Below are 25326 nucleotides of genomic sequence, written 5' to 3'. Positions count from 1 at the left end.
AGGTGTTTTTACGTAAACACCATTGCTTGTCGCGGCCTATCTATAAAAAACCCTTTAAAAACAAAGCGGGGCAGGGTCGCTTTAGCTGGAGAGAAAGCGATTATGCACTTGCTATGTGCAAACTACCAAAGCCAGTCGCATTGATTCGCGTTTAATTGGCGTTATCATCACTTTCCATATTCAGAGCACGCCGCCGCGCCGGGCCGCTGGTCCCGCCGCGCCGCCGCCTGTCTATTCTTCCCCGCCCGCTCCGCATCGTTTCGCGGCGCCGTCATCGCCTCTTGTCGATTACTGACCGATCCACTGCCTGGACCTGCGGCGCCGGTCCGGCGCGCCCCGGATGCGCCGCCGGCGGCGGGGAGTTGTTTTTGGAATGAATGTCGAGGGAATGCATCCGTATGAGTGTCTTGAACAAGGACTGGGGCTTGCGGGCCAAACTATCCGCCGCTTTTACTCTGGTGAGCTTGCTGATCGTGGCGGTTTATTCGATCTACGCCTATCGCAGCACCGTGGACTCCGAAATGAAGGGCGTGGACCAGACCCTGCTGACCGCCGCCTACGCGGCGCGCCAGATGGTGGGCGAGAATTTCCACGATCAATTGCCGGACAGCAATCCCAATAGCCAGGCCACCACCAAGCAGCTGACCGATTTCGCGCGCGACAGCGGCCTGGCTTACGCTTATTCCACCATTCAGCGCGGCGGCCGCGTGTTGTACACCAGTTCTTCCGCCAGCCCGGACGAGGTGAAGTCCGGCCAGTACCAGCAGTGGTTCCTGGCCGAATACAAGGATGTACCGGCCGGCCTGGCCGCGGCCTTGCGCAACGGCTCCACCCAGTTTGAGGAGTACCAGGGCGAGTTCGGCCTGTTCCGCTCGGTGTTCGTGCCCTTCACCTCGGCCAGCGGCATGCGCTACGTGGTGGGGGTGGACACCTCCTTGCAAAAAGTGGAGGCCTTGCGCACCCAGGTGCTGTGGCAAAGCGGCGCGGTGGGCCTGGGCCTGCTGCTGCTGTCCCAGCTGGTGGCCTTGCTGCTGGCCAACCGCATGGTGAAGCCGGTGAACGAGCTGAACGTGGCCTTGCAACAGCTGGCCGGCGGCGACTGGAACCTGGCGCGCAGCATGCCGGTGCGCAGCAGCGACGAAGTGGGCCGCATCGCGTCCTCGTTCAACACCTTCATGGCGGCGTTGCGCCAGCGTCTGTTGGAGATCCGCGGCGAATCCGACGCGGTGCAGAGCGAGTCGCAACACATCGATCAATTGGTGGGCGGCGTGGCCGCGCGTTCCGGCCAGCAGGCCGAGGACGTGCGCGGCAGCGCGGCGGCGGTGGAAGAGCTGGCGGTGAGCATCGCCCATGTCTCGGAAATCGCCGAGGACGCGGCCAAGCTGATGTCTTCCTTCGAAGGCCAGACCCAGACCACGGTGCAATACATCCAGAACGCGGTGGAGGGCATGCGCACGGTGCAGCAGGAAGTGACCCAGCTGGCCGGCAAGCTGGATCAGCTGGATTCGCGCACCAATGAGATCAATATGATCGTGGCGGTGATCAAGGACATCGCCGACCAGACCAATCTCCTGGCTTTGAACGCGGCGATCGAGGCGGCGCGCGCCGGCGAGCAGGGCCGCGGCTTCGCGGTGGTGGCGGACGAGGTGCGCAAGCTGTCCGAGCGCACCGCCAACGCCACGGTGGAAATCGGCTCGATGATAGATTCGGTGCAGCAGGATTCCGCCTCCGCCATCTCCGGCATGCGCGCGGCGGTGGACCGCGTGGACGCCAGCGTCAACCACGCCGGCGAGGCGCAGGACACTTTGCAGGGCTTCTCGGTGCAGATCCAGGGCGTGTCGCGCGGCATGGGCGATATTTCGGCGGCGGTGCGCGAGCAGGCCAACGCTTCCCAGCACCTGGCCGGCAGCGTGGAGTCGGTCAGCAGCTCGGCCGAGGAAAACCGGCTGGCGGCGGAAGAGGCGCAGCAGGGCGTGGTCAATCTGCTGGAGCGCGGGGTGTCTTTGCGCGGCGTGGTGCAGCAGTTCACGCTTTGATTGGCGGCGCGGCGCGGCGCGCAGCCGCCGTCCGCTGGCCAACCGCCTCTCGGGGCGGTTTTCTTTTTGCCCAAATAATGACATTGGCGTAGCATGGCCTGTCGCCATATCGGAAGGAAGGCCCGCCATGAGTCAGGAACTGCCGCCGCAGGCCGGCGCGGATCAGCCGCGCGAAGCTTTGATCATCGTCGCCTCCAGCGGCACCGGCGGGGACATGCAGCCCTTCATCGCGCTGGCGCGCGGGCTGGCCGCGCGCGGCCGCCGGGTATTGCTGCTGGCGCCGGAGCTGCAGGAGGAAATGGCGCGCGCCGCCGGCTTGCCGTACCGGCTGTTCGGCGAGCGCGAGCAGGAGCAGGCGGTGCTGGACAATCCCGATCTCTGGCATGAGCGCAAGGGCTGGGGCGTGCTCTGGGACGGCTTGATCCCGCAGCTGGACGCCATCCGCCAGGCGGTGCAAGCGCTGCCGGAAGACGAGGACTGCATGGTGTTGTGCCATCCCATCCTGGTGCCGATGGCGGCGCTGGCGCGGGCGGCGCGGCCGGATTTGCGCATCGTGACCGCCTATCTCGCGCCGTCCAATCTATGCAGCCGTTACGATCTGCTTACCATGGGCTCGCTGCGGATTCCCGGCTGGCTGCCGCCGGCCGGGGCCGGTCTGCTGTGGCGGCTGTTGCACCGCTGGTTCAACGGCCTGACCTTGCCCGGCCTGAACGCGGCGCGCGCGCAATGCGGCCTGCCGCCGGCGCCGCATTTTTTCGAGCACATGCTGAAGACGCCCAACGCCTCGGTCAGCCTGTTTCCCCGCTGGTTCGCCGCCATGCAGCCGGACTGGCCGCGGCCGTTTTTCGAAGGGGGGTTTCTGCCGCCCGCCGCGCCGGCCGGGCCGGGCCTGTGCGCCGAACTGGAAACCTTTCTGGCCGTCGGCGACGCGCCCATCGTGTTCACGCCGGGCACCGGACATCGGCACGCGGCGGCTTTCTTCGACGCCGCGCTGCGGGCTTTGCGGCGGCTGGGGCGGCGCGGGGTCTTCGTCACGCCGCACGCGGCGCAGCTGCCGCCGGCTTTGCCGGACAGCGTGTTGTGGCAGGCGCACGCGCCTTTCACCGCCTTGTTGCCGCGGGCGGCGGCGCTGGTCCACCACGGCGGCGTCAGCACCATGGCGGACGCGATGCGCGCCGGGATTCCGCAATTGATCGTGCCTTACGGCTACGACCAGTTCGACAACGGCCAGCGCGCCAAGCGCCTGGGCGTGGCCGAGGTCTTGCCGGCGGAGCGCGTGTCCGCGCGGCGGATGGAACGCGTGCTGGCCCGCTTGCTGAGCGGGCCGGGCGCGGGCCGGGCCTGCCGCGAACTGGCCGCGCGGATGGCGGCCGAAGCGGAGCCGACGCGGGCGCTGGACTGCGTGGAGGAGGCCTTGCTGGGGAAGCCCGGACGCGCGGCGGAAAAATCCGGCGCCAGGCCGGCCTTGGCGGAGGGGTGACGAGGCTCTACAAGGCGAAACCCGCCGAGGAAGCGGAATGCTCATGCGGTGCATGAGCGTTTCGAAGCGGGTTTCAACGCCTTTGTCTAAAACCCCGCCGAAGCGCGGCAGACTTTTGTGGTTTTCAAAGTCTAGCGAGCTAGAGCGAGACAAGGCGAAACCGGCTGAGAAAGCGGAATGTACATGCAGTACATGAGCATTTTGAGCTGGTTTTCAACGCCTTTGTCTAAAATCCCGCCGAAGCGCGGCAGGCTTTGTGCGGCTTTCAAAGTCTAGCGAGCTAGAGCGAGACAAGGCGAAACCGGCTGAGAAAGCGGAATGTACATGCGGTACATGAGCATTTCGAAGCGGGTTTCAACGCCGTATCGCCGAAGCGCAGCAGACTTTGAACGGCTTCTTAGCTGAATAGCGTGCGCGCGCCCTCATACCGGGCGGCGAAATAGCTGTTGTCCAGCCGCGCCACGCGGATGGAGCTGTTGGTGCGCGGCGCGTGCACGAACTTGCCGTCGCCGATGAAGATGCCCATATGGGAGAACGGGCGGTTCATGGTGTTGAAGAACACCAGGTCGCCCACCCGCATCCGGCTGTCCGGAATCGGTCGCGCCACGCTGGCGATCTCGGCGGCGGTGCGCGGCAGGGTGACGCCGACGGCGTTCTGGTAGATGTAGCCGACCATGCCGCTGCAATCCAGGCCGGCTTCGGGATTGGTGCCGCCGAACTTGTAGTCCAGGCCGAGCAGGCCCAGCGTGTAGATCAGGATTTCCCGGCTGGCGCCGTCGGCCTTCAGCCCGGACAGGCTGAGGTCGCCGGAGGGGCGGGGCTTGCGGCCTCCTGCCACTTTGGAGGTGGTGCCGCAGGCGGCCAGCAGGCCGGCCAGCGACAGCGCCGCGGCGCCGCGCAGCAGCGCGCGGCGGTCCAGCGGCGAAGAGGGCGAAGGCGGCAAGGTTTTGCTCATTGTTGCTTTGACTCCAGTTCTTCCCAGCGCGCCAGCTTGTCCATCAGCAATTCGTCGATTTCCTCCACCCGGCGCTGCCAGGCGATGGCCTCCTTGGGCGTGTCGCGGTAGCAGTTGGGGTCCAGCAATTGCTGATTCAGGCTGGCTTGCTCGGTTTCCAGCGCGGCGATCTCGTCCGGCAGCGCGGCGAGTTCTCGCGTCTCATTGTAGGACAGTTTGTTGCGCGCGGATTTGGGCTTGTCCTTGGCCTTGTCCTGCGGGGCGACGGTTTCCTTGGGTTTTTCCGCCGGTTTCATCGCCGCCATGCGCGCCTTGGTGTCGATCCAGTCCTGGTAGCCGCCGGGATATTCTTCCAGCCGGCCCTCGCCTTCGAAGGCGATCACCTGGGTGACCACATTGTCGAGGAAGGCCCGGTCGTGGCTGACCAGGAACACGGTTCCCGAGTATTGAGCGATCACGTCTTCCAGAAGTTCCAGCGTGTCGATGTCCAGATCGTTGGTGGGCTCGTCCAGCACCAGCACATTGGCCGGGCGGGTGAACAGCCGGGCCAGCAGCAGGCGGTTGCGTTCGCCGCCGGACAGCGAGCGCACCGGGCTGCGCGCGCGCTGCGGCGAGAACAGGAAGTCTTCCAGATAGCTCATCACGTGTTTCTTGACGCCGCCGACCTCCACGAAGTCGTTGCCCTGGCTGATGATGTCGGCGACGCTGCTTTCCTCGTCCAGCTGCTCGCGGAACTGGTCGAAGTAAGCGATCTCCAGTTTGCTGCCTTGCTTGACGCTGCCGCTGTCGGCCTCCAATTGGCCCAGGATCAGCTTGAGCAGGGTGGTCTTGCCGGCGCCGTTGGGGCCGATCAGGCCGATCTTGTCGCCGCGCAGGATGCGGGTGGTGAAGTCGCGGATCAGGGTCTTGCCCTCGAAGCCCTTGCTGACGTGTTCCAGCTCCGCCACCAGCTTGCCGGAGCGCTCGCCGGCGTCCAGCTGGAAGTTGACCTGGCCCACGCGCTCGCGCCGCGCCGAGCGCTCGCGGCGGATGGCTTCCAGCCGGCGCACGCGGCCTTCGTTGCGGGTGCGGCGCGCCTCGATGCCCTTGCGTATCCACACTTCTTCCTGGGCGTGGAATTTGTCGAAGATGCGGTTCTGTTCTTCCTCGATGGCCAGTTCTTCCGCCTTGCGCACATGGTAGCTGGAGAAGCTGCCTGGATAGCTGCGCAGAATGCCGCGGTCCAGCTCCACGATGCGGGTGGCGACGTTGTCCAGGAAGCGGCGGTCGTGGGTGATCAAGAGCACGCTGCCGCTATAGCTCTTGAGCAGGTTTTCCAGCCATTCGATGGCGGACACGTCCAGATGGTTGGTGGGTTCGTCCAGCAGCAGCACGTCCGGCTTGGACGCCAGCGCGCGCGCCAGCGCCACGCGTTTTTTCCAGCCGCCGGACAGCTCATTGATCCGCGCGTCCGGGTTCAGGTCCAGGTGGGACAGAGTGGAGGAGATCAGCGCGTCGAACTGCCAGCCGTCGCGGCTTTCCAGCTCGTGCTGGATGTGCTCCATCCGCGCCAGCGCCTGTTCGTGGTCGGCGTCGGCCTGGGTCAGCTGATGGGTGACTTGATGGTATTCGGTGAGCAGGCTTTTCAAATCGCCCAGGCCTTCGGCCACGGCTTCGAACACCGTGTGCTCCGGCGCCAGCTCCGGCTCTTGCGGCACATAGGCGACGCTGACGTCGCCCTTGATGTTGATGCGGCCGTCGTCCAGCGCCACCGCGCCGGCCACGCTCTTGAGTAGCGAGGACTTGCCGGCGCCGTTGCGGCCGATCAGGCCGACCACTTCGCCCGGCTCCAGCGCGAAGTCGACGTTATCCAGCAATGCGTGGTGACCAAAAGCCAGGCAGGCTTTTTCGACGGTAATCAGAGCCATGGTGCGTGTTGTTTTCTGTATGGAAAAATGCACGGATTGTAACATGCCGGTCACGCTTCCACGCTTAGCGCGGCGCGGTTTGTGCTGTTACAATGCCGGCCAAACTTGAATGAAAGGCATGCTATGTACTTCGTTGACCGCTCGGTGGCCGTGATCAAACCGAAACAACCGTTCCTGGATTGGCTGAACCAGGCCCCGGACAACGACATGGATCTGGCGCTGGACAGCCTGCGCGCCGATTGCACCGTGATCCTGCTGCCGGAGTTCGACGAGCCGGAAGAGGGCGTCGCCTACATCGACGAAATCTACGAACAATTGTTCAAGATGGAACTGGCGTCCTGGTACGAGGACGAAGAGACATGGCCCAAGGACATGTCCTTGAAGGCCTTCTGGGAATGGTTCGACGTGGAGATCCATTCCACGGTGATTGACAGCGTGGACGCCGACATCAGCAACACCCCGGCGCTGGATCTCTAAACCATGAGCGGGCGGCAGCGGCTGGAGCCTTTCGGCTTCGAGCTGAGGCCCTCCCGCCTCTGGCTGGCGCTGACGGCCACAGCCGCCGCGCTGCTGAGCTGGGCGGTGATCCGCCACCTGCCGCCGGCCTGGCTGGCCGTGTTGCCCGTCGCGGCCTTCCTGCTCTGGCGGGCGCTGCGCGCCGACGGTTGGGGCGACGCCGGCCGTTTCCGGCGGCTGGAGGTGGACGGCCTGGGGCGTTTGCGCTTGTGGCGCGATTCCGCGCTGCCGGCGCAGCCGCTGGACGATTGCTTCGTCACCCCCTGGCTGACGGTTTTGAACGTGAGCGTCGGCGGCCGCCGGCGCGCGCTGATGTTGTGGCCGGATTCGGCGCCGGCGGACGGCCGCCGCCGCTTGCGGACTTATTTGCTGTGGTTCCACGCCGCGGACGATACTGAGACGAAATGACTGGACACAAGACTCTGGCCGAGTGGCTGAGCTGGCAGGAAAGCCTGCACGCCACCGCCATCGATATGGGCCTGGCCCGCGTGGAGCGGGTGCGCGACGCGATGAAACTGCAACCGTCCTGCCCGGTGGTGATGGTGGCCGGCACCAACGGCAAGGGCTCGGTCTGCGCGATGCTGTCCGCGATGCTGCACCGCGCCGGCTTCAAGGTGGGCACCTACACCTCTCCCCACATCCTGCGCTACAACGAGCGCATCGCCATCGATCTGGCCCCGGCCAGCGACGAGCGCATCGTCGCCAGCTTCGAGGCGATAGACGCCGCGCGCGGCGACACCTCGCTGACTTATTTCGAATTCGGCACCCTGGCGGCGGTGCACAGCTTCGTCGCGGAAAAAGTGGACGTGATCGTGCTGGAGGTGGGCCTGGGCGGCCGCCTGGACGCGGTCAACATCTTCGAGCCGGACGTGTCGGTGGTGGTCAGCGTGGACATCGACCACCAGGCCATCCTGGGCGACAACCGCGAGGACATCGGCTTCGAGAAGGCCGGCATTTTCCGCGCCGGCAAGCCGGCCCTGTGCGCCGACCCGAATCCGCCGCGGCGGCTGATCGAGCACGCCCGCGCCATCGGCGCGGACCTGAAGCTGTACGGGCCGGATTTCGGCTATCAGCGCATGGACAATCAGTGGTCCTTCCACATGGGCGACGCCCACCGCCACGCCTTGCCCTTGCCGGCGCTGCGCGGCGGCTACCAGATGATCAACGCCTCCGCCGCGCTGGCGGCGCTGGAATGTTTGAAGCCGCGCCTGCCGGTGAGCCTGGGCGCGGTCAAGCGCGGCCTGCTGGAGGTGGAGTGGCCTGGCCGTTTCCAGGTGCTGCCGGGCCGCCCGGCGGTGGTGCTGGACGTGGGCCACAATCCGCACGCGCTCAAGGCGATGACGGCCAGCCTGAAGCAGCTGCCTTTCGCCCGCAACCGGCTGGCGGTGTTCTCCATGCTGGAGGACAAGGACCTGGAGCAGGTGGCGGCGCTGGCGCGCGAGGAGTTCGACGCCTGGTTCGTCGGCGGCCTGGACATGCCGCGCGGCCAGAGCGGCGAGCGCATCGCCGCCAGGCTGGCGGAAATGGGCGTCGCGCGGGTGCAATCCTTCGCCACCGTGGCGCAAGCCTGGTCGGCGGCCTTATCGCAGGCGGAGGAGAGTGATAGAATTGTCGTTTTTGGTTCCTTCCACACCGTTGCCGAGGTGATGGAAGCCCGGCAACACCCGGCTTGAGGAAAGCATGGCTTTATCCACCCACGAGGAGTTGATCCTGTTGCGCAAGCGCGCCAGACGCCGTCTGGTGGGCGCTGTCGTGTTGGTTACCGTCGCCACCGTCGTTTTGTGGAATGTAGTGGGCCGCTTGCCCGAGCAGCAGATGAAGCCGGAATCGATAGAAGTGCTGGGCGCGGGCGCTTCCGCGCCGGCGGCCAATCACGCCGAAGCGCCGGCGGGCACCGTGCCGCCGCCGGCCCAGCCGGCCTCAGCGCCGTCCGCGGCGTCTTCCGCGCTGGCCGAGGCGGCGCCCGCGACCAAGCCAGGAGCCACCGAGCTGGCGGCCAATCTGTCCACGATGACGCCGGCGATGCCGGCCGCGCAGCCGGCCCCGGCGCTCAAGCCCGAGCCCAAGCCGGAAGCCAGACCCGAGCCGAAAGCGGAAGCCAAGCCCAAGCCCGAACACAAGCCGGAGCCGAAGCCGGCCAAGCCCGAGCACAAAAAGCCCGAGATCAAGCTGGACGAAAAGCCGGCGCGCAAGCCGGACCCGGCGGCTATCCTGGAAGGACGCTTCGATTCGCTGGACAAGCCCGCGGCGAAGAAAGAGGAGCCGGCGGCCAAGGCCGAGGGCAAATCGGTGATCCAGCTGGCGGCGCTGTCGGACCCGGAAAAGGCCGACGCCTTGAAGTCCAAGCTGTCGTCGATAGGCGTTGCCGCCCATTTCAGCAAGGTGCAGACCAGCAAGGGCGAGGTGACCCGGGTGCGGGTCGGCCCGTTCAACAGCCGCGCCGAGGCGCAGGCCACCTTGCAGAAGCTGGCCAAGGCCGGCGTTAACGGCATTATCGTGACCAAGTAGCCGTCATGACCATCTTCGACTATATTGCCATCGCCATCATCGCCGGCTCCATCCTGGTGGCGATGATGCGCGGCCTGGTGGCGGAGGTGCTGTCGCTGGGCTCCTGGCTGATCGCCTTCTGGTGCGCCAAGCAGTTTTCGCCGGTGGTGTCGGCGTTTCTGCCCGGCGAGCTCAGTTCGGAAGGCTTGCGCCTGGTGGCCGGCTTCGTGGCGGTGTTTTTCCTGGCCTGGCTGGCGACTGCCTTGCTGCGGGTCACCTTGACCGGCATGCTGGACAGCGTGGGCCTGGGCGGAGTCAATCGATTGTTCGGGGCGGTGTTCGGCCTGGCTCGCGGGCTGGTGCTGGTGACGGCCCTGGTTTTGGTGGGCGGCTTGAGCGATCTGCCGCGACAACCCATGTGGAGGAATGCCGTGCTCTCGGCGCCATTTGAATCGGTGGCCTTATCATTAAGGCCCTGGTTACCGGCGATGCTGGCCGATAACCTCCACTACACCGGGTAGCTGGTGAACAAGGCGGAATATCTTGATATCTTCACTTCAAGATTCCGCCTTTTTCTTTGTCTTGTTTTTTTGTCCGTTTCTTTAGTAGTAGGGAAGAGAGCAAAAGATGTGTGGAATTCTAGGCGTGGTCGGTCAGGCTCCGGTCAACCAGTTGCTGTATGACGGTTTGCAGGTGCTGCAACATCGAGGTCAGGACGCCGCAGGCATCGTGACCGCCAATGGCAAGACCTTTCACATGCACAAGGGCAGCGGCATGGTGCGCGACGTGTTCCGCACTCGCAATATGCGCTCCCTGCTGGGCACCGCCGGCATCGCCCACGTGCGCTATCCCACCGCCGGCTCCGCCGCCTGCCTGGCCGAGGCGCAGCCGTTCTACGTCAATTCGCCGTTCGGCATCGTGCTGGCGCACAACGGCAACCTGACCAATACCGAAGAGCTCAAGGCGGACATGTTCCGCCACGATCTGCGCCACATCAACACCAACTCCGATTCCGAGGTGTTGTTGAACGTGTTCGCCCACGAGCTGACCCAGCGTCTCGACGGCAACGAGCTGAGCGTGGACGCGGTGTTCGGCGCGGTTGAGGCGGTGCATCGCCGCGTGCGCGGCGCCTACGCGGTGGTGGCGATGATAGCCGGCTACGGCCTGGTGGCCTTCCGCGACCCCAACGGCATCCGCCCGCTGGTGATAGGCACTTGCGTCAACAACGGCAAGACCGAATACATGTTCGCGTCCGAGTCCGTGGCGCTGGACTGTTCCGGCTTCAGCCTGCTGCGCGACGTGCAGCCGGGCGAGGGCGTGTTCGTCGGCTTCGACGGCGAATTCCACGCCCGCAGCTGCGCCAGCGAGACCCGCCACGCGCCCTGCCTGTTCGAATACGTGTACTTCGCGCGTCCGGATTCGGTGATAGACGGCGCCTCGGTCTACCAGGCGCGCATCGTGATGGGCGAGAAGCTGGCCGAGAAAATCCGCCGCGCCTTGCCGGAACTGGACATCGACGTGGTGATGCCGATCCCTGACACCAGTCGCCCCAGCGCGCTGCAGCTGGCCAATCACCTGGGCCTGCCGTACCGCGAGGGCTTCATCAAGAACCGCTACATCGGCCGCACCTTCATCATGCCGGGCCAGGCGGTGCGCAAGAAATCGGTGCGCCAGAAGCTCAACCCGGTGGCCTGCGAATTCAAGGGCCGCAACGTGCTGCTGGTGGACGATTCCATCGTGCGCGGCACCACCTCCAAGGAAATCGTGCAGATGGCGCGCGACGCCGGCGCCAAGAAGGTGTATTTCGCCTCGGCCGCCCCGGCGGTGCGTTTCCCCAACGTCTACGGCATCGACATGCCGACTCGGGCGGAACTGCTGGCCACCGGCCGCGACGAGGCCGAGATCGCGCGCGAGATCGGCGCCGACGCGGTGATCTACCAGGACCTGTCCGCGCTGGAAGAGGCGGTCAGCAGCGTCAACCCCAAGCTGAGCAGCTACGAAACCTCCTGCTTCAACGGCGAGTACATCACCGGCGACATCACGCCGGCCTATCTGGACGCGATCGAAGCCGAACGGCTGGGCGGCAAACCCGGAGCGGAGCAGGGAGGCAGCGAGCAGATGATAGATCTGAACCTGAACGTGGCGGAACAGAATCTCATGTAATAATGATTTAGCTTCCAAAAGACGGCGGGCATTGCCCGCCGTCTTTTTTTATTCGCCGCCGCGACGCAATTTGGCGACAGCCGCGCCGACAATGGCCGGATGGAGCGGTATTTCGCTTGCCAAACCCATTTCCCATATTGAATATTTGATGCCATAAGCCGATAAAAACCCGGCGTGATAAGTCAGGCGCGTAAACTGGTCTAAATTAATATGTATTTAAAACTGTTTACTTGTTAGTCTGCCTTTGACGCGCCTGATATTGAGGAGTGGATATGGATGACATTCTGGAGATGCTGGTTGCGCGGCAGGCCGCGCTGGAGAGAATCATCGAAGGCCTGGTGCTGACCATGAGCCAAAGCGGCACGATCAAACTGCAGGATTATCTGAAGATAGGGCAGCTGATGCGCTTGAACAGCGCGGTCACCGACTCCATCGACGTGTCCGACAGCCTGCGCCGCATCAACGCGCGCCTGCAGACGCATGCGCAGGGCGGGCTGGATTCGATGAACGCCTTGTTGCGGGAAACCCTGTTGTTCGCCCAGGCGGCGCCGCCGCAGCGCGACGCGCTGCAGCAGGGGCTGGGCGTGAAGGCCTCGCTGGAAATCAGCGCCCAACTGGAGGAGTTGCTGCAGCGGCGCGCCAAGCGTCCGCGCAAACCCACCCGGGCTTAGCGCCTGTCGATCTCCGCCGCGCTGCGGCGGGATTTTGGACCCGGGCGTTAAGACCCGCTGACAAAACCCCTGATCCTGCGTTGCGCCTCCTTGTCGTGCTACGGGTACTGCCTGCGTCGGCGCGCCTTGGCTCAGCTACGCTGCGCGGTTTTGTTGGCGGCTCTAAAAACCAGCTCAGAATGCTCATGCGCCATGCGCGCATTCCGCTTTTTCGCTAGTTTTCGCCTGGTCTCGCCCTTGCTCGATGGCCTTTGAGCCGCGGGCGCAATCGGTTTTCAAGGGAAGCGCGTCGCCGGCGGATCTCCCGCCGGCGCCAGCCGCAGATAGGACGCTCGCGACGGATCATTGCGGTCCACCATGATTTCCACCCGTTCGCCGGCGCGCGGCATATTGCCCAGATCTATCAGTTGTTCAATCGTCAGCTCCCGGCTGAAGCCGTCCTGCCACACCCGCAACTCCAGCCGCATCATCGGCACCTGGTTCACCAGCAAGCCGGTTTGCCGGATAGACAGCACGTCGGCCTTGAGCGGGATGCCGTCTTTCACGCTTTCGCGCTGCCACGGACCGGACAGGCCGCGCAGCTGCGAGGTCCAGTCGAAGGAGCGGAACAGTAGAAAGCCGGTGACGGCCAGCGACAACACGGTCACTCCTATCGACAGGAGCACGGAAAAGCGGATCCAGGACTCGAACATCGGCGTCTCCCTTGCAAGGCGCGGGCGGCGTGGGACGGAGGGTCCGTCGCCGCGGGCGAAACTGACAATATTAAGCACTTTATGGAAGCATGGGATTCGTTTGGAATGACGGAAGTTCCCCGGTTTTCTCAAGGCGCGGGTTCTCGACCTCTCCTTGAGCCTCATTTATTACATTTAAATCAAATACAATGGCATTTTTTGAGGGTGAAAACCTTTGTCGTGTGACTAATTCATCGCTGAAATTAAGAAATCGGCATATCTGCGGGAACTACCGCAAAGACGCTCCATCACAAAGTAATGCTTACCAGAGAAGCAAGCTTGTCTTCACAATGTTTTAATTAGCCCTTTAGCCGGCGGGCATTGCGCCGGCCTGGGGCGTCACCGGTTCCAGCGCCGTGGTCTGAGCGATGGAGCCGAAGCGAGGCAGCCGGCCCTCAGAAACGCCGGCGTTTCGCGCATTGGCCAAGGCCAGGGGAAGAGAATCATGCCAAGACGTCCGTTGCTCTCGTCGCTAGAGCGCGCCAGCTTGCTGGAGCCTCCCAACGACGATTACGAACTAGATCAGTTAACCGCTTTCAGCGAACAGGATTTCGCCTTGATCCAGCAACACCGCGGCAGCGCCAATCGGCTTGGGGTCGCCGTGCTGCTGTGCTATCTGCGCCACCCGGGCATCGCTCTGGACGAAGGCTGCCAGCCGGCGCCGCGGCTGCTGCGACGGGTGGCTGCCGCGCTGGGCGCGCGGGAGGAGGACTGGGAGCGCTACGCCACCCGCGACCAGACCCGGCGCGAGCATCTGGTCAAGCTTTACGCCTATCTGGGGCTGAGGCCGTACCGGGCCGAGGACGGCCAGGCGGCCTTGCGCCACCTGACCCGGCTGGCGGCGCAAACCGACCAGCCGCTGACCCTGGCGCAGGCTATGGTGTCCTGGCTGCGCCAGCGCCGCATCGTGCTGCCGGCCATAGGCGTGATAGACCGCAGTTGCGCGGCGGCGCTGACCCTGGGGTCGCGCCAAGTCTACGCGCGCCTCAACGAGGCCTTGAGCGCCTGCCAGCGCGAGCGGCTGGACGCCTTGCTGGAGTTGAGGGAGGGCGGAAAGCTGACGACGCTGGCCTGGCTGCGGCTGAATCCGGAGCGCGCCCGCGGCGCGGCGCCGCAGCTGGAGCGCTTGCGCGTGGTGGACGCGCTGGCCTTGCCGGCCCACCTGACGCAGCTGGTGGGACAGGGTCGGATGCTGGAGTTGGCGCGAGCCGGCGACGGCATGGACTGCCACGATCTGGCGGAACTGGAACCGCCGCGGCGCATGGCCACTCTGGTGGCCATCGTCTTGCAGGCGCGCGCGGCGCTGCTGCGCATGTTGCAGAACCTGGAGAAATTGAAGGCGATAGACGCTTTGGCCTTGCCCGCCGGCTTGCGGAACCTGGTGTCGCAACAGAGGATGGGCAGGCTGGCGGAGGAGGGCCGGCAAATGAAGCCCAAGGATCTGGCCAAGCTGGAGCCGCGCCGGCGCATGGCCACCTTGCTGGCCCTGGTGCTGGAGCTGCGCGCCGCCCTGGTCAAGGAAATCCTCGATCTGCGCGAGCGTCTGGTGGGCAAACGGTTGGAGGCCGGCGAACTGGTTTAGCCGGTTTGACCGCGCCGGCGGATTCGCCGCGAAGCCCCCCGCGCGATAAACGCAGGCGATGAATAAACCCCGTCATTGACGGGGTTTATTTTTTTTAGCGCTTCAATGATATTTAATAAAAATTATTGAACGCTTACCAAATTAAACAATCGTTTATTTTATTGCCGAGTATTAGGGATAACCCTAGTCTTGTTTTTGATTTATGCAAATAAGGCGTCAAGACGTGCGCAATCATCTAAACATGCTAGCGTGCAAAAACGGCGAAATTCCCAAAGGCAGGGTTTTGTGTATCAAATGCAACAATGTTTGACCGAAACGCGGCTGTGTTCTTTGCGCATTTGGGCGAATCCAGCCTTGGGGGGATTGGTTTTTTTAAGGATTGCCTTAAGAAAAATGAAACCCAGGGCAAGTTTCCGCGCAATACCCATATATGCCAATTTACACTAAGCAAATCGCAATATAAAAAACTTTTCTCAAAATTATCCTAATAAGTATGTATTTTACACATTGCCCCATGCCATGCCTAGGTTTTCTGGCCGCTTCCCGGCGCAAGCGACAACAGGACGCGACGCGCGCCGGACCGGCGCGCCCATTCTCCCGCGCAAGGCCGGCGGGGCCCTGACGGCCGCCGCTGAAAATGCGAATGAAATCTGTCACTTGCAAACCAAGGCTTTATTTTTCAGAGCCGCATTGAAAATCGATTCCGATTAAGCCCTCGGCGGCTTCCATTCCTGTTTTTTCCGCCTGCGTCATCCTCTTCGGCAAGCCTTTTTCGCTGCGAAATTTTTAAGCGGCGCGACGATTCTTTGCATGCGTCCCCGTCATGAAACGCCGATTTATGCATTTGTATTGCCGTGCAATTTTCCCCCGTTTCCCCTGCGTTTACCGGTAAACCTGCCCTCGGCCGTTTATTTGGACAGGCCCAAGCGTTTGCTTATAACTTTGTTCTCGAGTTTTTGTGAAAGCGCGCCAGGCGTTTATCGGCGCCTTATTCAAAACATTGAGGCTGGCCGGAACCGGTCGGCCGCCGGAATCAATATTTTTCATGAACGCTGAAGCCATGAGCCACGCCATCGCCGATATCGCTTTGCCGGACAGCCCGGCCGCGGAAGAACTGGATTTCGACGCGGACTTCGCCCGCGTAGACGCCGCGATCTGCGAATACGACGCGGTGGGCCAGGTCCCGCTGCGCAAGGGCGCTGAGCCTTTTCACTGGACCTGCGTGGAAAGCGCCAGCCGCGCTTTGCTGCGCAAGGCGGCGGACGTGCGGGTGGGCGTCTGGCTGCTGCGGGCGACCATGGCCCAGCGCGGCCTGGCCGGTGCGGCGGAGGGCTTGACGGCGCTGGCGGCGATCGCGGCGCAGCCGCTGGAGAACATCCGTCCGGCCGGACAGCCGGACGCGCCGGCGGGCGAAATCCACGCCTTGCACCTGGCCTGGCTGTGCGGGCCGGCCTTTCTGCATCAGCTGACGCACAGCCGGCTGAGCGCGGACAGCGAGCTCAGCGTAGGCCAGTTGGCCAAGGACCCGGCCGCGGCGCCGCCGGAAGCGCGGGAACGGGCGCGGCGTGACTTGCCGCGGCTGCGCGACGGCCTGGCCGGCCTGATGGAACTGAGCGAGCGCGAGGGCTTTGCCGAGCAGTTCGACTGCGCCGGCCTGAAGGCCTTGCTGGACGAGCTGGAAGCGGCGCTGGCGCCCGCCCTTGCCGCGCCGGCGGAGGCGCCGGCCTTGGCCGAAGCCGCTCCGGCGCCGCGCGCGCCGCCGACCGGCGCGCTGAAGAGCCGCGAGGAGGTGGCGGCGGCGCTGGACTTGATCGTCGCCTACTTCCGCGAGCACGAGCCCGGGCACCCGGCGCCGATCTTTCTGTTGCGCGCCAAGCGGATGCTGGGCGCGGGCTTTGAGGAGTTGATGGCGGAGCTGTTCGCCGAATCGGATGCGCTGGTGGCGAAATTGGATCGCCCCCGGCCTTCACAAGGGTAGTCAACCAATATCAGGGAAAGGACATATGCCATGGCGCGACAGAAGGATGCGCAGAAATTCATCGGGGAAAGCCGTGCGCCCCGCGTGCAGATCGAATACGACGTGGAAGTCTACGGTTCGCAGAAAAAGGTGGAGCTGCCTTTTGTGGCCGGGGTGTTGGCGGATTTGTCCGGCGACAACACCGAGCCACTGGGCGCGGTGGAAGACCGCCGCTTCACCGAGATAGACGTGGAGAACTTCGACCTGCGGATGGCGCAGATCGCGCCTGAGCTCAGCTACCACGTGAAGAACGTGATCACCGACGACGGCACCTTGATCCCGATCGACTTGAGCTTCGACTCCATGGAATCCTTCGAGCCGGCCGAGGTGGTGAAAAAGATTCCCGAGCTGGCGGTGCTGCTGGACGCGCGCAGCCAGTTGAAGGAGTTGTTGACCTATATGGACGGCAAAGTGGCGGCCGAGGAGTTGATCGAGCAGCTGCTGAAGGACCTGCATCTGCCCGCGGACGACGCCGCGGCGGGCGAGGCGGCCCAGGCCGACGGGGAGGCGAGATGAGCACCCATGCCGAGATGCTGGCGCCGGCCGCGGCCGGCCAGACCGAAACCACGGTTGACGACGGCCTGAAGGACATCCTGCGCCGCTCGTTCCGGCCGCGCACCAATGAAGCCGCCGAGGCGGTGCAAAGCGCGGTGCAGACCTTGCTGGCCTATGCGCGCCGCAGCCGGGTGGTGGTGCGCGAGGACGTGGCGCAGACGGTGGAGCAATTGGTGGCCGAGCTGGACCGCAAGATATCGGAACAGCTGACCCTGGTCTTGCACAACGAGCATTTCCAGAAGCTGGAAGGCGCCTGGCGCGGCCTGCACTACCTGGTGTCCAACACCGACACCACCGAGAACCTGAAGATCCGCTACCTGAACGTGTCCAAGAAGGAACTGGGTAAGACCCTGCGCCGCTACAAGGGCGTGGTGTGGGACCAGAGCCCGATCTTCAAGATGATCTACGAGCAGGAATACGGCCAGTTCGGCGGCGAGCCCTTCGGTTGCCTGGTGGGCGACTACCACTTCGACCACAGCGCCCAGGACGTGGCCTTGCTGACCGAGATGTCCAAGATCGCCGCCGCCGCGCACACCCCCTTCATCTCCGCCGCCGCGCCCAGCCTGTTGCAGATGGACGACTGGAGCGAGCTGGGCAATCCGCGCGACGTGTCCAAGATCTTCACCGCCACTGAGTACGCGTTCTGGCGCCGGCTGCGGGAAAGCAACGATTCGCGCTACCTGGCGCTGACGCTGCCGCGCTTCCTGGCGCGGGTGCCTTACGGGCCCAAGACCCAGCCGATAGAGGAGTTCGGCTTCGAGGAGAAGGTGGACCCCAACCGCGCCAGCGATTTTTGCTGGGCCAATTCCGCCTACGCGATGGCCGCCAACATCACCCGCGCCTTCAGCACCTACGGCTGGTGCACCAAGATCCGCGGCGTGGAGTCCGGCGGCGCGGTGGAGGTGCTGCCCAAATTCGTGCTGCCGTCCCAGGACAAGGAAGTGGAGTTGCATTGCCCCACCGAGATCGCCATCTCGGACCGGCGCGAGCACGAGCTGTCCGAATCCGGCCTGATGCCGCTGGTTTACCGCAAGAACTCGGACATGGCGGCCTTCATCGGCGCCAAGACCGTGCACCGGCCGGCGGTCTACGAGGACGACGACGCCACCGCCAACGCCAATCTGTCGTCGCGGCTGCCCTATATCTTCGCCACCTGCCGCTTCGCCCATTACCTCAAGTGCATCGTCCGCGACAAGATCGGTTCCTTCAAATCGCGGGAAGACACCCAGCGCTGGCTCAACGACTGGCTGATGAACTACGTGGACGGCGATCCGAGCATTTCCAGCGAGATCACCAAATCCAAGCGTCCGCTGTCCGCGGCCGAGGTGCTGGTGGACGAGCTGCCGGACAACCCCGGCTACTACCGCGCCCAGTTTTTCCTGCGGCCGCACTTCCAGCTGGAAGGCTTGACCGTGTCGCTGCGCCTGGTTTCCAAGCTGCCGTCGGCCAAGCAGGAGGGCGCCCGCTGAGAACCGGTTTCCTGTCCGCAGCGCCTCGGCGATGCGGCCTGGAATCGGGTCTGACGGCGGCTGGTTTGGCGCGGGGCGGGAACGACCTGAGTCGCCCCGGCGCTTGCATTCCGTTTCAGGTCTGGCATGTCCATCACTTTTTTTCGGAGTATCGCAACATGGCAAATGCATTGGTTGACTACTTTCTGCAGATCGAAGGTGTCGAAGGGGAATCAACTGACAAGCAGTACACGGGCCTGATCCAGATTCAGAGCTGGCAATGGGCCGAGGAAAACTCGGGCAAATGGGGCTTCGGCAGCGGCGGCGGCGCCGGCAAGGTGGAAATGAAGGACTTCGAGTTCCGCATGGTCTCGAACAAGGCCTCGCCCAAGCTGTTCCTGATGTGCGCCACCGGCGAGCACATCCCGCGCGCCAAGCTGATCTGCCGCAAGTCCGGCAACGGCCAGCAGGATTTCATGATCATCACCTTCGCCAGCGGCCTGGTGTCCTCGTTCCGCACCCTGGGCAATATGCCCTACGCCATCATGGGCCACGGCAGCGGCGACGTGGAAAGCGTGCTGCCCACCGACGAGATCAAGATCAACTTCGCCAAGATCGAGTTCGAATACCGCGAACAGCGCAACGACGGAACCATGGGCGCGGTGATCAAGGCGGGTTACGACCTGAAGCTGAACGCCGCGGTTTAAGCGCCGGCTCAAGGTCCGCAAGACCTTGAACAGACGCTGAAGCAGGCATGCGCCGGGGGTTTCCGGCCTTCTTATCTCTCTATCGGGACGGCGCCGCCAAGGCGGCGCCGGGCAGCCATGACGCCACGACTATTCGACCAACTGTCCGCTCGCGCCGGGCGCGAGACGCTCGCCGCCAGCATTGCGCGCGATCTGGCGCACTTGATGAACGCCGCGCTGCGCGGCGCGCGTCTGCCGCTGGCGGCGGGCAGCCAGCTGGAGACTTCAGTGTGGAACTACGGACGGCCGCCGCTGGCGGAGAGAAAGTCGAGCCGGATCGACCCGGCGCGCGTCAGCGCCCACATCCGCGACGCCATCCGCCGCTTTGAGCCGCGGCTGGACCCGGAGCGGCTGGAAGTGAGCGCGCGCGCCGGCAGCGGGCCGCAGACGCGGCAGCTGCTGTATTTCGACGTGGCCGCGGTGACCCGCGACGGCGGCGAAGCGCTGCGGCTCAGCCTGACGCTGGACTATCTGGACGGCTATTTCGGCCTGCCGCGCGCGGCGGAGGCGGGAGCGGCCGGATGAATTTCCTCGATCACTACAATAATGAATTGCGCCATCTGCGCGAAGCCGGCGCGCGTTTCGCCCGCGAGCATCCGCAGATCGCCCCGGCGCTCGGCCTGCGGCCGAATTCGGTCGCCGACCCCTTCGTCGAGCGCCTGCTGGAAGGCGTGGCCTTTTTGTCGGCCCGGGTGCAGACCCGGCTGGATCTGGAATGCGCGGAATTCGCGCGCCAGGCGCTGGCCCAGGTCTGCCCGCTGTATCTGAGCGCCACGCCGGCGATCAGCAGCTTCGCCTTCCATCCCGACTTCGCCTCGCCGGAAGCCTTCCGCGGCCGCAGCATGCCGCGCGGCACGCTGATCCAGGCGACCTTGCCGGGTTCCGCCCGGCCGGTCACCTTCGCCACCGGGCGGGAAGTGACCCTGCTGCCGCTGCGGCTGGAACGGGCGGAATGCGGCCGCGGCCTGGCTCGGCTGTCCGCCGAGCTGGCGCGGCGGCTGGCCTCGTCCCAGGCCGCCTTGCGGCTGAGCTTCAAACTGGAAGGCACGGTGGCGCTGGGCGAACTGGCCGCCGTCGAAGGCGGCGCCAAGCCCCTGCAACTGAGCCTGGCCGGCGATCTGCCGCGCGCTTACGCCTTGCACCGCGCGATGCTGGCCGACGTCGGCGCCTGGTACGCGACGGCCGACGACGGCCGCGGCGGCGAAGTTTTGCTGGAATTGCCGCTCAGCGGCCTGCGCCTGTCCGCCGCCGACGAGGACGAGGCCTTGCTGCCGGCCGACCCCGGCGGCCTGCCGGGTCTGCGGCTGCTGCGCGAGTACTTCGCCCAGCCGGCGCGGCTGCTCAGCGTGGAATTGGACGCGCTGGCGGCCTTGGCGGCGCGGGCGCCGGCGGCGCGCGGCTTCGAACTGATCCTGGCCTTGCGCCAGGCGCCGCTGGACCTGATAGGCGAGGTCGACGCCGGCCAGTTCCGCCTGTTCGCCACCCCGGCGATCAATCTCTACCCCAAGCGGCTGGACCCGGTGCCTTACGACCCCAACCAGACCGAGCAATGGATTCCGGTGGACCGGATGCGGCCGGCCGAGCACCACCTGTGGCGCTTGCTGGAAATCAATGTCTGCGACAGCAACGGCCGTTCGCGCGAAGCGCGGCCGGCGCTGGACGCCGGCGGCTACCAGAGCGCTCCGGCGGCGGCGCGCTACTCGCTGCGCCGCGAGCCGGCGCTGCAAAGCGAGGGGCCGCGCCAGGCGCGCCCGGACGCGTTGGGCAGTCACGATCTGATCACCATTTCCGCCAGCGCCGGCGACATCGGCCTGGACGACATCGCCACCCTGACCGGGCGCGCGCTGGTGGCGGACCGCGGCTGGCGGCCGGAAGACCTGCCGGCGGCGGAACTGCGGGCCGAGGGCGGCGCGGTGGCGCGGCTGGAATGCCTGTGGCCGGCCAGCGCGCCGCGGCCGATCCCGGACCTGGAGCGCTGCTGGCAGGCGGTGGCCCATATCGGCCTGAACCCGCTGAGCCTGCGCGGCGCCGGCCGCCAGGACATCGTCGCGCGGCTGGCGGAGCAATTGCGGCTGGCCGCCCAGCCGGAACTGGCGCTGGACCGGCAGCGCATAGACAGCCTGAAGGCCGCGCATCTGCAAGCCGGCTTCCTGCCCGCCGGCCGCGGCTCGCCGCAGGCCCTGGTGCGCGCCGCCCTGGTGGACATCGACATCTCCGCCGTGATGCACGCGGACCGCGGCGGCTGGTTGTTCGGTCGGCTGCTGGCGCAGGCGCTGGCCCAGGCGGTCACCCTCAACGACGGCATCGAGGTCAGCCTGCGGCTGGACGGCGAGTTGGTCAGCCGCCACGGCAACACGCTGCGCGCCGACGGAGAACTGCAATGAAACGGCAGCAGATGATCCGGGAGTTGAATCCGCAACGCACCTTCTTCGAACTGATGCGCCGCGTCGAAACCTGGCAATGGCGGCTGCCGGAGGCGGCCGCGGCGAGCCGGCTGCGGCGCCGGCCGGACTGGCTGGGCCTGGAGCAGGCCGCCGACATGCATTTCGCCAGCAGCGAGATCAGCGGGGTGAAGGTGGAAGAGGCGGAGGAAGACGCCGCGCCGCGCGTCAGCGTGGTGTGCCGCCACTTCGGCCTGTTCGCGCCCTACGGCCCCTTGCCGCTGCACATCACCGAGCACGCGCTGCACGAGCGCCGGCTGGAGCGCAACGCGGCCTTCGAACGCTTCGTCAACCTGGCCTGCGGCGACCTGGCCTGGCTGCATTACGCCGCCCGCGCGGCGATGCATCCGGCGCTGGGCTACGAGCGCGGCCGCCATCCCTTCGCCGAGCGCGTCGCCGCGCTGGCCGGCGCCGCGCCGGAGGCCGAGCCGCTGCTGGACCGCCACGCCGCCGCCTGCCGGCGCAGCCACCCCGGCGCTTATCACGCGCCGCGCCGCTCGCTGGCGGACCTGCAAAAAATCCTGGCCGGCTATTTCGGCGCGCCGGTGCGGCTGTCGCCGCGCCAGGGACGCTGGATTCCGCTGCGCGGCGCCGCCGGGCCGCGCCGGCTGGGCAGCTGGCGCGTCGGCAGCCGGATCTGGGACGCCCAGTACGCGCTGGACATCACCATAGGGCCGATCGACGCCTCCGAGTTTTCCCGCTGGCGGCGCGGCGCGCCCGCGGTGCTGGCGATGTTCGCCGTCGCCGCCGATTTCGCCGATGGCCGGGCCGCCCCGGTCATCAAGGTCCAGATCCGCACCCGGCCGGAACTGGCAGGCAAGGTGGGGCGCATGCGCCTGGGGGTGGACGCATGGTCCCGCCCCGGCGATTCGCTCCGGACTCTCACCGTGTATGAATCTTTCCAGGATCCGCTGTGAACCGAGAACGCATTTTCGGCCGCTTAGGCCCAACCGCATACGACACCTTGGTGGAAGCCACCGCGCTGGGGCGCTCGCGCCGGCACGCGCTGGTGGACCTAGATCATTGGCTGCTTTGCCTGCTGCGCCGCGGCGGCGGCGACGTCGCGCTCTTGCTGGAAGCGCTGGATTGCGAGCCGGCCGCCGCGCTGCAACGCGTGGGCAAGGCGCTGGACGCCGCCGAGGCCGGCGGCGAATCGCTGCGCGACATTTCGCCGGCGCTGGAACGCAGCGTGGCGCCGGCCATCAGCTGGAGCCAGGTGGCCGCGCCGGCCGCCAAGGTGCGCAGCGGGCACCTGCTGCTGGCTTGGCTGGACGAGGAGCCGACGCGGCGCTGGCTGCAGCACCGGGTGGGTCAGGCGCTGGCGAAGTTGTCGTTGGACGACATCGTCGCGCGTTACGAGGCGCTGGCCGGTTCTTGGCCGGAAGCGGCCGACGCTCCCGCCGGGACCGCCGCGCAAGCCGCCGCCGGCGAGGCCGCCGATCCGGCCGCGGTGCTGCGGCAATGGGCGGTGAGCCTGAGCGAGCAGGCTGCCGCCGGCGAGCTGGACCCGGTGATAGGCCGCGACGCCGAATTGCGCGCGGTGATCGACGTGCTGTCGCGGCGGCGGCAGAACAACCCCATCCTGGTGGGCGAGGCCGGCGTCGGCAAGACCGCGGTGGCTGAGGCGCTGGCCCAGCGCATCCATCGCGGCGAAGTGCCGCCGGGCCTGCGCGGCGCGCAGATCTGGGCTTTGGACGTGGCCAGGCTGCAGGCCGGCGCCGGCGCGCGCGGCGAGTTCGAGCAGCGGCTGCGCTCGGTGATAGACGCGGTGATCGCCGCGCCGGCGCCCGTTATCTTGTTTTGCGACGAAACCCACACCCTGATCGGCGCCGGCGGCAACGCCGGCACCGGCGACGCCGCCAACCTGATCAAGCCGATGCTGGCGCGAGGCCAGCTGCGCATGGTGGCCGCCACCACCTGGTCGGAATACAAGCAGTTCATCGAACCGGACGCCGCGCTGGTGCGCCGCTTCCAGACCGTGGCGGTGGACGAGCCGGACGACGACACCGCGGTGGACATGCTGCGCATGATCGCGCCGCGCTTCGCCGGCCATCACGGCGTGCGCATCGTCGACGCCGCCTTGCGCGCCGCGGTGACGCTGTCCCGCCGCTACCTGCCGTCGCGGCAATTGCCGGACAAGGCGATAGGCCTGCTGGACACCGCTTGCGCGCGGGTGGCGATGAGCCAGAGCTGCCAGCCGGCGGCGCTGGACCGGCTGCGCCACCGCACCATGACGCTGGAGCAGGCGCTGAACTGGCGCGCCAGCGACGCGCGGCTGGGCCTGGCCGAGACGGAGGACGCGACGGAACTGGAGCGGGAGCGGGCCGAGGCCGCCGCTAGCGCCGACGAGCTGGACGCGGCCCTGCGCGAGCAGCGCGCCGAAGTGGGCGCCTGGCTGGACGCGCTGGAAACCGACGGCGCCGATCCGCGGCGGGCCGAGGCGCTGAGCGGCGCCGAGCGTCTGGTGCGGCCCTGGGTGGACGCCCACGCCATCGCCGAAGTGCTGTCGGAATGGACCCAAGTGCCGGTCACCCAGATGGCCCAGGACGAGGCGCGCCGGCTGATGGCGCTGCGCGAGTCCTTGAACCAGCGCATCCAGGGCCAGGAAAGCGGGCTGGACGCCATCGTGGAGGCGCTGCAAGTGGCGCACTCCGGCCTGGGCGATCCGCGTCGGCCGCTGGCGGTGATGCTGCTGGCCGGCCCGACCGGCACCGGCAAGAGCCAGACCGCGGCCGAACTGGCGCAGGCGCTGTTCGGCGGCGAACGCAATCTCTTGCGCTTCAATATGAACGAATTCCAGGAAGCCCACACCGTGTCCACGCTGAAGGGCGCGCCGCCGGGTTATGTCGGCTACGGCCGCGGCGGCCGGCTGACCGAGGCGGTGCGCAAGAAGCCCTACAGCGTGCTGTTGCTGGACGAGTTCGACCGCGCCCACCCGGACGTGCACGAAATGTTCTATCAGGTGTTCGACCAGGGCTGGATGGAGGACGGCGAGGGGCGGCACATCAACTTCCGCAACTGCCTGATTTTGCTGACCAGCAATCTGGGCGACGCCGAAATCGAAGCCGCCTGCGCCGCCGAAGCCGAAGTTTCGCAGTCCCGGCTGGACGCCTTGGCGCGGGAGCGCTTGCAGCGCCGCTTCGCGCCGGCCTTGCTGGCGCGGATGCGGGTGGTGGCTTTCCGGCCGCTGGGCGAGCCGGCCTTGGCCGGCATAGCGCGCCAGGCCTTGGACGACATCGGCCTGCGCCTGAGCGCCAACGGTCTGGACTGGCGCGCCGACGCCGAGGCCGCGGACTGGATCGCCCGCGCGGTGGCCCGGCACCCGGCCAGCGGCCGCGCGGTGGGCGACCTGCTGCGCCAGCGGGTGATGCCGGCCATCGCCCGCGGCGTGCTGGAAGCGCGCGCCGCCGACCGCGCCCTGCGCAGCGTGCGCCTGAGCGCCGCCGACAAGCTGGAACTGATTTTCGACGACGGGGAGGGCGTGCCGCTGCCGTCTGCCGCGCCGGCCGAAGCCGCCACCCCGGGAGAAACCGCATGCGTTTGATCGAACTGAACAGCCCCTTGCTGGACGCCGACAGCGTCGCCTTGAGC

21 protein-coding genes are annotated in these 25326 nt (G+C 66.2%); 18 read left to right on the top strand and 3 right to left on the bottom strand.

The features are described 5' to 3' along the window. The first annotated feature begins 398 nt into the window (after nucleotides 1-398). Together JW897_RS03840 and JW897_RS03835 are read left to right on the top strand one after the other, a co-directional pair. The gene (locus JW897_RS03840) at nucleotides 399-2036 is read left to right on the top strand and encodes a methyl-accepting chemotaxis protein (RefSeq protein WP_048415286.1); all 1638 of its coding nucleotides are present in this window, start codon (nucleotides 399-401) and stop codon (nucleotides 2034-2036) included. 127 nt (nucleotides 2037-2163) lie between these two features. Continuing rightward, nucleotides 2164-3516, top strand: a complete 1353-nt coding sequence (locus JW897_RS03835; RefSeq protein WP_205465216.1) for a glycosyltransferase — start codon at nucleotides 2164-2166, stop codon at nucleotides 3514-3516. 397 nt (nucleotides 3517-3913) lie between these two features. Here JW897_RS03835 and JW897_RS03830 read toward each other — a convergent pair whose 3' ends face one another. Together JW897_RS03830 and JW897_RS03825 are read right to left on the bottom strand one after the other, a co-directional pair. After that, nucleotides 3914-4471 carry a C40 family peptidase gene (locus tag JW897_RS03830; RefSeq protein ID WP_082159115.1) on the bottom strand — a complete coding sequence of 186 codons (558 nt, stop codon included), beginning with the start codon at nucleotides 4469-4471 and terminating at the stop codon, nucleotides 3914-3916. Next, nucleotides 4468-6378, bottom strand: a complete 1911-nt coding sequence (locus JW897_RS03825; RefSeq protein WP_205465215.1) for an ATP-binding cassette domain-containing protein — start codon at nucleotides 6376-6378, stop codon at nucleotides 4468-4470. Before JW897_RS03825 ends, JW897_RS03830 begins: the two co-directional genes overlap by 4 nt. Nucleotides 6379-6501: 123 nt before the next feature. Here JW897_RS03825 and JW897_RS03820 point away from each other — a divergent pair, with 123 nt between their 5' ends. From JW897_RS03820 to JW897_RS03790, 7 genes are all read left to right on the top strand, one after another. Beyond that, nucleotides 6502-6855, top strand: coding sequence for a hypothetical protein (locus JW897_RS03820; RefSeq protein WP_048415283.1), 354 nt, complete (start codon nucleotides 6502-6504; stop codon nucleotides 6853-6855). 3 nt (nucleotides 6856-6858) lie between these two features. Beyond that, nucleotides 6859-7302 carry a protein YgfX gene (locus JW897_RS03815; protein ID WP_048415282.1) on the top strand — a complete coding sequence of 148 codons (444 nt, stop codon included), beginning with the start codon at nucleotides 6859-6861 and terminating at the stop codon, nucleotides 7300-7302. After that, complete coding sequence (gene folC / locus JW897_RS03810) at nucleotides 7299-8567, top strand: bifunctional tetrahydrofolate synthase/dihydrofolate synthase (RefSeq protein WP_205465214.1); 1269 nt, start codon at nucleotides 7299-7301, stop codon at nucleotides 8565-8567. Before JW897_RS03815 ends, folC begins: the two co-directional genes overlap by 4 nt. Nucleotides 8568-8574: 7 nt before the next feature. Next, nucleotides 8575-9402 (top strand): SPOR domain-containing protein, encoded by an 828-nt coding sequence (locus tag JW897_RS03805; protein WP_048415280.1) that lies wholly within the window; start codon nucleotides 8575-8577, stop codon nucleotides 9400-9402. A 5-nt stretch (nucleotides 9403-9407) separates the two neighbouring features. Then, nucleotides 9408-9902, top strand: coding sequence for a CvpA family protein (locus JW897_RS03800; RefSeq protein ID WP_048415279.1), 495 nt, complete (start codon nucleotides 9408-9410; stop codon nucleotides 9900-9902). Nucleotides 9903-10008: 106 nt separating this feature from the next. Then, entirely contained in the window at nucleotides 10009-11544 is a 1536-nt protein-coding gene (gene purF / locus JW897_RS03795; RefSeq protein ID WP_048415278.1) for an amidophosphoribosyltransferase, read from the top strand. Between the two features lie 272 nt (nucleotides 11545-11816). Beyond that, a complete protein-coding gene (locus JW897_RS03790) occupies nucleotides 11817-12215 on the top strand; it encodes a hypothetical protein (RefSeq protein WP_048415277.1) in 399 nt (132 codons plus the stop codon). A 275-nt stretch (nucleotides 12216-12490) separates the two neighbouring features. On the opposite strand, the gene JW897_RS03785 is transcribed toward JW897_RS03790, so the two are convergent. After that, nucleotides 12491-12907, bottom strand: coding sequence for a hypothetical protein (locus JW897_RS03785; RefSeq protein WP_197083093.1), 417 nt, complete (start codon nucleotides 12905-12907; stop codon nucleotides 12491-12493). A 484-nt stretch (nucleotides 12908-13391) separates the two neighbouring features. Here JW897_RS03785 and JW897_RS03780 point away from each other — a divergent pair, with 484 nt between their 5' ends. The 9 genes from JW897_RS03780 (at nucleotide 13392) to tssH (ending at nucleotide 25279) form a co-directional block, all read left to right on the top strand. Continuing rightward, nucleotides 13392-14528, top strand: coding sequence for a DUF4158 domain-containing protein (locus JW897_RS03780; protein WP_205465213.1), 1137 nt, complete (start codon nucleotides 13392-13394; stop codon nucleotides 14526-14528). Nucleotides 14529-15573: 1045 nt separating this feature from the next. After that, a complete protein-coding gene (locus JW897_RS03775) occupies nucleotides 15574-16506 on the top strand; it encodes a type VI secretion system protein TssA (RefSeq protein ID WP_205465212.1) in 933 nt (310 codons plus the stop codon). Between the two features lie 30 nt (nucleotides 16507-16536). After that, nucleotides 16537-17061 (top strand): type VI secretion system contractile sheath small subunit, encoded by a 525-nt coding sequence (tssB, locus tag JW897_RS03770; protein ID WP_048415275.1) that lies wholly within the window; start codon nucleotides 16537-16539, stop codon nucleotides 17059-17061. Continuing rightward, nucleotides 17058-18569, top strand: a complete 1512-nt coding sequence (gene tssC / locus JW897_RS03765; RefSeq protein WP_156187936.1) for a type VI secretion system contractile sheath large subunit — start codon at nucleotides 17058-17060, stop codon at nucleotides 18567-18569. Before tssB ends, tssC begins: the two co-directional genes overlap by 4 nt. 158 nt (nucleotides 18570-18727) lie before the next feature. Continuing rightward, nucleotides 18728-19255, top strand: coding sequence for an Hcp family type VI secretion system effector (locus JW897_RS03760; protein WP_043590675.1), 528 nt, complete (start codon nucleotides 18728-18730; stop codon nucleotides 19253-19255). Nucleotides 19256-19372: 117 nt separating this feature from the next. Beyond that, a complete protein-coding gene (locus JW897_RS03755) occupies nucleotides 19373-19819 on the top strand; it encodes a GPW/gp25 family protein (protein WP_048415274.1) in 447 nt (148 codons plus the stop codon). After that, nucleotides 19816-21678, top strand: coding sequence for a type VI secretion system baseplate subunit TssF (gene tssF, locus JW897_RS03750; RefSeq protein ID WP_048415273.1), 1863 nt, complete (start codon nucleotides 19816-19818; stop codon nucleotides 21676-21678). The genes JW897_RS03755 and tssF overlap by 4 nt, the downstream gene beginning before the upstream one ends. Further along, nucleotides 21675-22652 carry a type VI secretion system baseplate subunit TssG gene (locus JW897_RS03745; RefSeq protein ID WP_048415272.1) on the top strand — a complete coding sequence of 326 codons (978 nt, stop codon included), beginning with the start codon at nucleotides 21675-21677 and terminating at the stop codon, nucleotides 22650-22652. Before tssF ends, JW897_RS03745 begins: the two co-directional genes overlap by 4 nt. Continuing rightward, nucleotides 22649-25279: a type VI secretion system ATPase TssH gene (tssH, locus tag JW897_RS03740; RefSeq protein ID WP_205465211.1), complete on the top strand. Its 2631-nt coding sequence runs from the start codon at nucleotides 22649-22651 to the stop codon at nucleotides 25277-25279. Before JW897_RS03745 ends, tssH begins: the two co-directional genes overlap by 4 nt. Nucleotides 25280-25326: the final 47 nt, after the last annotated feature.

This window comes from Chromobacterium alkanivorans, from assembly GCF_016937655.1.
GTDB lineage: Bacteria > Pseudomonadota > Gammaproteobacteria > Burkholderiales > Chromobacteriaceae > Chromobacterium > Chromobacterium alkanivorans.
Note: the sequence above shows the minus strand (reverse complement) of the source record. Positions and strands in the feature narration are given on the sequence as shown.

What these genes read in the sequence shown, in the direction of transcription:
- JW897_RS03825 (WP_205465215.1), bottom strand. Translation starts at nt 6,378, where the DNA reads ATGGCTCTGATTACCGTCGAAAAAGCCTGCCTGGCTTTTGGTCACCAC.
- JW897_RS03835 (WP_205465216.1), top strand. Translation starts at nt 2,164, where the DNA reads ATGAGTCAGGAACTGCCGCCGCAGGCCGGCGCGGATCAGCCGCGCGAA.
- JW897_RS03805 (WP_048415280.1), top strand. Translation starts at nt 8,575, where the DNA reads ATGGCTTTATCCACCCACGAGGAGTTGATCCTGTTGCGCAAGCGCGCC.
- JW897_RS03790 (WP_048415277.1), top strand. Translation starts at nt 11,817, where the DNA reads ATGGATGACATTCTGGAGATGCTGGTTGCGCGGCAGGCCGCGCTGGAG.
- JW897_RS03815 (WP_048415282.1), top strand. Translation starts at nt 6,859, where the DNA reads ATGAGCGGGCGGCAGCGGCTGGAGCCTTTCGGCTTCGAGCTGAGGCCC.
- tssC (WP_156187936.1), top strand. Translation starts at nt 17,058, where the DNA reads ATGAGCACCCATGCCGAGATGCTGGCGCCGGCCGCGGCCGGCCAGACC.
- purF (WP_048415278.1), top strand. Translation starts at nt 10,009, where the DNA reads ATGTGTGGAATTCTAGGCGTGGTCGGTCAGGCTCCGGTCAACCAGTTG.
- JW897_RS03780 (WP_205465213.1), top strand. Translation starts at nt 13,392, where the DNA reads ATGCCAAGACGTCCGTTGCTCTCGTCGCTAGAGCGCGCCAGCTTGCTG.
- JW897_RS03745 (WP_048415272.1), top strand. Translation starts at nt 21,675, where the DNA reads ATGAAACGGCAGCAGATGATCCGGGAGTTGAATCCGCAACGCACCTTC.
- JW897_RS03840 (WP_048415286.1), top strand. Translation starts at nt 399, where the DNA reads ATGAGTGTCTTGAACAAGGACTGGGGCTTGCGGGCCAAACTATCCGCC.
- JW897_RS03830 (WP_082159115.1), bottom strand. Translation starts at nt 4,471, where the DNA reads ATGAGCAAAACCTTGCCGCCTTCGCCCTCTTCGCCGCTGGACCGCCGC.
- JW897_RS03820 (WP_048415283.1), top strand. Translation starts at nt 6,502, where the DNA reads ATGTACTTCGTTGACCGCTCGGTGGCCGTGATCAAACCGAAACAACCG.
- folC (WP_205465214.1), top strand. Translation starts at nt 7,299, where the DNA reads ATGACTGGACACAAGACTCTGGCCGAGTGGCTGAGCTGGCAGGAAAGC.
- tssF (WP_048415273.1), top strand. Translation starts at nt 19,816, where the DNA reads ATGAATTTCCTCGATCACTACAATAATGAATTGCGCCATCTGCGCGAA.
- JW897_RS03800 (WP_048415279.1), top strand. Translation starts at nt 9,408, where the DNA reads ATGACCATCTTCGACTATATTGCCATCGCCATCATCGCCGGCTCCATC.
- JW897_RS03785 (WP_197083093.1), bottom strand. Translation starts at nt 12,907, where the DNA reads ATGTTCGAGTCCTGGATCCGCTTTTCCGTGCTCCTGTCGATAGGAGTG.
- tssB (WP_048415275.1), top strand. Translation starts at nt 16,537, where the DNA reads ATGGCGCGACAGAAGGATGCGCAGAAATTCATCGGGGAAAGCCGTGCG.
- JW897_RS03760 (WP_043590675.1), top strand. Translation starts at nt 18,728, where the DNA reads ATGGCAAATGCATTGGTTGACTACTTTCTGCAGATCGAAGGTGTCGAA.
- JW897_RS03775 (WP_205465212.1), top strand. Translation starts at nt 15,574, where the DNA reads ATGAACGCTGAAGCCATGAGCCACGCCATCGCCGATATCGCTTTGCCG.
- JW897_RS03755 (WP_048415274.1), top strand. Translation starts at nt 19,373, where the DNA reads ATGACGCCACGACTATTCGACCAACTGTCCGCTCGCGCCGGGCGCGAG.